The following is a 6,168-nucleotide window of genomic DNA, read 5'->3' as shown; positions in this document are numbered from 1 at the left end:
CGGCGCTCAAGCGCATCAAGTAGGCAGCAGCGGCGGCGCAACCGCCGCTCGCCCCGCTTCTACACCCTGTTGCACGGGGCCATTCAAATCGGCTTTGGGGCTGGCTTGCCAGCGCCAAAAGCACGCCTAGAATCGCGGCTCCCGAAGTGTTTGAATGCCGGCTTAGCTCAGTTGGTAGAGCAACCGCCTTGTAAGCGGTAGGTCATCCGTTCGATTCGGATAGCCGGCACCACGTCACCCCGGCGCGCCCGGCGTTCAGGCCCGTTCGGATTGAACCTTGACCCGGATCTCGCGGCGGGGCCAGCCTTGATCGGCCAGCACCTGCGCCAGCAGCGGCACGCATTGCCGCAGCTTGGCGGCCACCGCGCTGTTGGGTACCAGCAGGTTCCATCCCTCGTCGTCCAGCACACCGGGCCGCACATGGGCCGCCAGCGCGGCCGGCAGCACCAGGCGCACGGTCGCCATGCGGGCTTCCGATTCGCGCAGGCGTTCCAGCAGCCGGCCCAGCGTGGCATTGGCGCCCAGTGCTTCGGCAATGGGGCGAGTGAAGGGCTGGTGCATGGGCAACGGCATGGCAGGAGTGTAGCGATGCAGATCATGATCACCCACGGCGGACTGGCGCGCACCCGCGTCGTCAGCTTCAGCCGCATGCAGCTGAGCCTGGCCATTGCGGCGCTGGTGCTGGTGCTGCTGCTGGCTTCCGGCGCGGTCTACCACTTCATCTTCCTGAAGGCGGCGCGCGAGGGCTGGCCCATCGTCAGCCAACTGGTCAAGCTGGTGGTGCATGACGAAATCGCCCAGCGCGACCGCTTCATGCGCGAGAACCTGGACGCCATGGCCGTCAAGGTCGGCGAGATGCAGGCCCGCATGGTCAAGCTCGAAGCGATGGGCGACCGCGTCACCGGGCTGGCCGGCGTGAAGCCAGATGACCTCAAGGTGATGACGGCGCCGGCGCCGGCGCCGGCGCCTGGTCCGGCTGCCAGTGGCGCGTTCCGCGCCACGCCCGGCGTTGGTGGCCCTTATGTGCCGCTGGACCACCCGACGCTGGACCAGCTCAACCTCGCGCTGCAGGGCCTGGAAAGCCAGGCCGAGCAGCGCACCGACCTGCTGACCTTCGCCGAGTCGCGGTTGTTCGAGACCCGGCTGCGCGCGCTGATGGTGCCCAACAGCCGGCCGATCGCCAGCGACGTGATCGGCTCAGGCTTCGGTTTCCGCACCGACCCCTTCACCAACCGCCCGGCGTTGCACACCGGGCTGGACTTCGCAGCCGACGTCGGCACCACCATCCTGGCCGCGGCCGGCGGTGTTGTGTTGTCCACCGACTGGCATCCGCAGTACGGCCATCTGCTGGAGATCGACCACGGCAACGGCCTGGTGACCCGCTACGCCCACACCTCCGCCATCCTGGTCAAGGCCGGTGACTTGGTCAAGCGCGGCCAGCCGGTGGCGCGTGTGGGCACCACCGGCCGCTCGACCGGGCCGCACCTGCATTTCGAGGTCGTGGTCGACGGCGTGCCGCAGGACCCGGCCAAGTTCCTCGCTGCCGGACCGGCACCTGCACTGCCGGCACTGGCGCAGCGGACCTTGGTGCCGACGCCGTCGGGCCCGCTCGGCACCCACTGATCGCCCGTTTCCATGCCTCGCGAGGGTGCTGCTGGCACCCCTGGGACTGGGCTGAGACCTGCCACACCCCGGTGCTAAACTCGCTCGCTTTTGCGAAGCGCATCGCGCTTGCAAGATCGCGCGCCGCCCCCATCTGCATCCGCTGGAACATGGCCTGTGCGCATCTGTGCAGGCCGTGGCTCGCGTGGCCGGCATCTCGGCCACCGCGGGCGCTGTCGCCACCCGAATCACCAGGCCCTGACGCTGCATGTTGCCCAAGCTTCTCACCCAGATTTTCGGCAGTCGCAATGACCGCCTGCTCAAGCAATACCGCCGCGTCGTCGAGCAGATCAACGCGCTGGAGCCGCAGTTCCAGGCCCTGGACGACGCTGCGCTGCAAGGCAAGACGGCCGAGTTCCGGGCCCGCCTGGAAAAGGGCGAGACGCTGGACGACCTGCTGCCCGAAGCCTTCGCCACCGTGCGCGAAGCCGGCAAGCGGGTGCTGAAGATGCGCCACTTCGACGTGCAGATGCTGGGCGGCATGACGCTGCACAACGGCAAGATCGCCGAAATGCGCACCGGCGAAGGCAAGACGCTGATGGGCACGCTGCCGGTCTACCTGAATGCGCTGCCGGCCAAGGGCGTTCACGTGGTCACGGTCAACGATTACCTCGCCCGGCGCGACGCCGAGTGGATGGGCCGGCTGTACAGCTGGCTGGGCCTCAGCGTGGGCGTGAACGTGCCCGGCATGGACAAGCCGGAAAAGCAGGCCGCCTACGCTGCCGACATCACCTACGGCACCAACAACGAATACGGCTTCGACTACCTGCGCGACAACATGGTCTACGAGCCTAGCGAGCGCGTGCAGCGCGGCCTGGCCTACGCCATCGTCGACGAAGTTGACTCGATCCTGATCGACGAAGCCCGCACGCCGCTGATCATCTCCGGCCAGGCCGAGGACCACACAGAGCTCTACGTGCGCATCAACGCCGTGGCGCCCAAGCTGAAGAAGCAGATCGGCGAAGCCGATCCGCGCACTGGCGAAGGTGTAATCGAGCCGGGCGACTTCACGGTCGACGAGAAGAGCCACCAGGTCTTCCTGACCGAGGACGGCCACGAGAATGCCGAGCGCATCCTGGCCGAGGCTGGCCTGCTGGTCGAAGGCGCCAGCCTGTACGACCCGGCCAACATCACGCTGATGCACCATGTGTACGCAGCGCTGCGCGCCACCCACCTGTACCACCGCGACCAGCACTACGTGGTGCAGAACGGCGAAGTCGTCATCGTCGACGAATTCACCGGCCGCCTGATGACAGGCCGCCGCTGGTCCGACGGCCTGCACCAGGCCGTCGAGGCCAAGGAAGGCGTGCAGATCCAGAGCGAGAACCAGACCCTCGCCTCGATCACCTTCCAGAACTACTTCCGCATGTACGGCAAGCTGGGCGGCATGACCGGCACGGCCGACACCGAAGCCTACGAATTCCAGGAAATCTACGGCCTGGAAACGGTGGTGATTCCGCCGAACCGGCCGACCATCCGCAAGGACGAGCTGGACCTGGTCTACAAGACCGCGCGCGAGAAGTACAACGCCGTCACCGAAGACATTCGCGACTGCCACACGCGTGGCCAGCCGGTGCTGGTCGGCACGACCTCGATCGAGAACTCCGAGCTGGTCTCGGAACTGCTGACCAAGGCGAAGCTGCCGCACCAGGTGCTGAACGCCAAGCAGCACGCCCGCGAAGCGGAAATCGTGGCCCAGGCCGGCCGGCCCGGCGTGATCACCATCGCGACCAACATGGCGGGCCGCGGCACCGACATCGTGCTGGGTGGCAACGTCGAGAAGCAGATCCAGTTCATCGAGGCTGACGACACGATTGCCGAGGCCGACAAGGTCACGCGCATCCAGCTGCTGAAGGACGAATGGGCGGGGCTGAATGCCGCGGTCAAGGAAGCCGGCGGCCTGCGCATCATCGCCACCGAGCGCCACGAGTCGCGCCGCATCGACAACCAGCTGCGCGGTCGCTCCGGCCGCCAGGGCGACCCGGGTGCCTCGCGCTTCTACCTGTCGCTGGAAGACCCGCTGATGCGCATCTTCGCCGGTGACCGCGTGCGCGCGATCATGGACAGGCTGAAGATGCCCGAAGGCGAGGCCATCGAGGCCGGCATCGTCTCGCGCTCCATCGAGTCCGCGCAGCGCAAGGTCGAGGCGCGCAACTTCGACGTGCGTAAGCAGCTGCTCGAATACGACGACGTGTCGAACGACCAGCGCAAGGTCATCTACCAGCAGCGCAACGAGATCCTCGAAGCGAGCGAGCTGACCGAGCAGATCACCAACCTGCGCGCCGCGACCATGGAGGACGTGACACGCGACTTCGTGCCGGCCGACAGCGTCGAGGAACAGTGGAACCTGGCGGGCCTGGAGAAGGTGCTGAAGGAAGAGTGGCAGCTGGACCTGTCGCTGCAGGCGCTGGTCGCCGGTGCCAGCAGCATCACCGACGAGGAAGTGCTGGAGAAGGTCCAGGCCGCCGCAAACGCCGCATTCCAGGCCAAGCTGGACCTGGTCGGCGCAACCCAGTTCACGCCCTTCATGCGCATGGTGCTGCTGCAGGCCATCGACTCGCACTGGCGCGAGCACCTGGCTGCGCTGGACTACCTGCGCCAGGGCATCCACCTGCGCGGCTATGCGCAGAAGAACCCCAAGCAGGAATACAAGCGCGAGGCCTTCGAGCTGTTCGCCCAGTTGCTGAATGTCGTGAAGATGGAAGTCACCCGCGTGCTGATGACCGTGCGCGTGCAGACGCAGGAGCAGGTCAGCCAGGCGGCCGAGGCCATCGAGGAACAGGCCGAACAGCTGCGCAACATCACCTACACCCATCCGAACGAAGACGGCAGCGTCAGCGCCGAGACCGATCCGGCCACGGTGGCAGGCGAAATGCCCCGCGTCGGCCGCAACGACCCCTGCCCCTGCGGCAGCGGCCTGAAGTTCAAGGCCTGCCACGGCAAGCTGGCCTGAGCGTTCGGAGTTGCCTTGAAGCTCGCTGATCTGGCTGCTGCGCCGGACCAGCGGCGCACTGCGCGGCTGCTGCTGCGCGTGCCAGGCCCGGCAGACGGCGCGCTGCTGATGGACAGCTTCAACGCCTCGCTGCCGGCCTACCGCTTCATCCACTGGGCACAGCGCCGCAGTGGTCCGTTCACGCTGCAGGAGGCCGCAGACCTGGGCGGCCGGCTGCTGGGCTACCACCGCAGCGGCAGCTCGCTGCACTACCTGGTGTTGCGGACGGCCGAGGCCGGCGCCGAAGCGGGCGCCGTCGTTGGCCTGATCGACCTGCACAGCTTCGACTTCGAAGCGCCGCGGGTCGAGCTGGGTTATGTGGGCGACGTGCGCCAGGCCGGCCGCGGCCTGATGCGCGAAGCGGTGATGGCGGCGACCGAGATCGCCTTTGAACTCGGCTTCATCCGCGTGCAGGCCTTGAGCGATGCACGCAACACCCGCGCGCTGCACTTCGCCGAATCGTTGCCGGGCTTCCGGCGCGAAGGCGAGCTGCGGGGCTACGAACCCGATCCCTGGGGTGCGCCCACGACCCAGGTCATGTTTGCCGCGCTGCGGCCGGGCCTGGTGCTCGCCACCGAGCCGCCGCCAGCGCCTTGATCCACGCTAGGAATTCGCCTTGTTCAAGAACCTGATCGTCTACCGCATCGGCCCCGACTGGGTGCCGGACCTCGGCGCCGCGCTGGAAGCCTTCGAGCACGAACCCTTCGTGCCCTGCGGCGCCACCCAGCCCACGTCTTCTGGCTGGACGCCGCCGCGTGGCGTGGTGCATGCGCCGCTGGTCGAGAGCATTGGCGGCCAGTGGCTGATGAAGCTGATGGTCGAGCAGAAGGTGCTGCCGTCGTCGGTCGTCAAGCGCCGCACCGACGAGATTGCCCACCACATCGAGCTGCAGACCGGCCGCAAGCCGGGCAAGAAGCAGCAGAAGGAACTCAAGGAGCAGGCCACGCTGGAGCTGCTGCCGATGGCCTTCACCAAGCAGTCCGCGGCGCAGGCCTGGATCGACCCCGAACGCCGCCTGCTGATCCTCGACGCCGGCAGCGCCAGCCGGGCCGACACGGTGGTCACGCACCTGGTCAAGGCCTTGCCCGGCTTTGCGGTGCAGTTGCTGCAGACCCGCTGCTCGCCGGCCGTGGCCATGGCCAACTGGCTGTCCACCGGCGAGCCGCCGGCAGGCTTCAGCGTGGACCGCGAATGCGAGCTGAAGTCCACCGACGAGATGAAATCCGTCGTGCGCTATGCCCGCCACCCGCTGGACACCGACGAGGTGCGCCAGCACATCGAGCTGGGCAAGCAGCCCACCCGCCTGGCGATGACCTGGGCCGAGCGCATCTCGTTTGTGCTGACGGACCAACTGCAGGTCAAGAAGCTGAAGTTCGAGGATGTCGTCTTCGAAGGCAAGCAAGGCTCGGCCGACCGACCCGAGGACGCCTTCGACACCGACGTGGCCATCACCACCGGCGAGCTGGTGCAGCTGATCCCGGACCTGATCGAGGCGCTGGATGGCGAGCTGCAGC

General features: G+C 67.4%; 5 protein-coding genes and 1 tRNA gene. 5 read left to right on the top strand and 1 reads right to left on the bottom strand.

Going from position 1 to position 6,168, the window contains the following annotated elements:
* Positions 1–156: 156 nt before the first annotated feature.
* A tRNA-Thr gene (locus FKP22_RS18190) sits at positions 157–232 on the top strand.
* A 23-nt stretch (positions 233–255) separates the two neighbouring features.
* Here FKP22_RS18190 and FKP22_RS18185 read toward each other — a convergent pair.
* Positions 256–573 carry a hypothetical protein gene (locus tag FKP22_RS18185; RefSeq protein ID WP_231012654.1) on the bottom strand — a complete coding sequence of 106 codons (318 nt, stop codon included), beginning with the start codon at positions 571–573 and terminating at the stop codon, positions 256–258.
* Positions 574–588: 15 nt separating this feature from the next.
* Here FKP22_RS18185 and FKP22_RS18180 point away from each other — a divergent pair, with 15 nt between their 5' ends.
* The 4 genes from FKP22_RS18180 to FKP22_RS18165 all read left to right on the top strand — a co-directional run.
* Positions 589–1,623: a M23 family metallopeptidase gene (locus FKP22_RS18180; protein WP_141289034.1), complete on the top strand. Its 1,035-nt coding sequence runs from the start codon at positions 589–591 to the stop codon at positions 1,621–1,623.
* A gap of 247 nt (positions 1,624–1,870) precedes the next feature.
* Positions 1,871–4,615, top strand: coding sequence for a preprotein translocase subunit SecA (secA, locus tag FKP22_RS18175; protein WP_141289033.1), 2,745 nt, complete (start codon positions 1,871–1,873; stop codon positions 4,613–4,615).
* 15 nt (positions 4,616–4,630) lie between these two features.
* The gene (locus FKP22_RS18170) at positions 4,631–5,251 is read left to right on the top strand and encodes a GNAT family N-acetyltransferase (RefSeq protein ID WP_141289032.1); all 621 of its coding nucleotides are present in this window, start codon (positions 4,631–4,633) and stop codon (positions 5,249–5,251) included.
* 19 nt (positions 5,252–5,270) lie between these two features.
* Positions 5,271–6,168: recombination-associated protein RdgC (locus FKP22_RS18165; protein ID WP_141289031.1), on the top strand; the 898-nt coding region annotated here is incomplete at its 3' end.

The sequence above is a fragment of the Ideonella azotifigens genome, assembly GCF_006519715.1.
GTDB classification, from domain to species: domain Bacteria; phylum Pseudomonadota; class Gammaproteobacteria; order Burkholderiales; family Burkholderiaceae_C; genus Ideonella; species Ideonella azotifigens.
The sequence above is the reverse complement of the archived record's forward strand: the minus strand, read 5'-3'. Positions and strand labels throughout refer to the sequence as shown.

Excerpts from the sequence above, each read along its gene's own strand:
- FKP22_RS18180 (WP_141289034.1), top strand. The coding sequence starts at position 589 with ATGCAGATCATGATCACCCACGGCGGACTGGCGCGCACCCGCGTCGTC.
- secA (WP_141289033.1), top strand. The coding sequence starts at position 1,871 with ATGTTGCCCAAGCTTCTCACCCAGATTTTCGGCAGTCGCAATGACCGC.
- FKP22_RS18185 (WP_231012654.1), bottom strand. The coding sequence starts at position 573 with ATGCCGTTGCCCATGCACCAGCCCTTCACTCGCCCCATTGCCGAAGCA.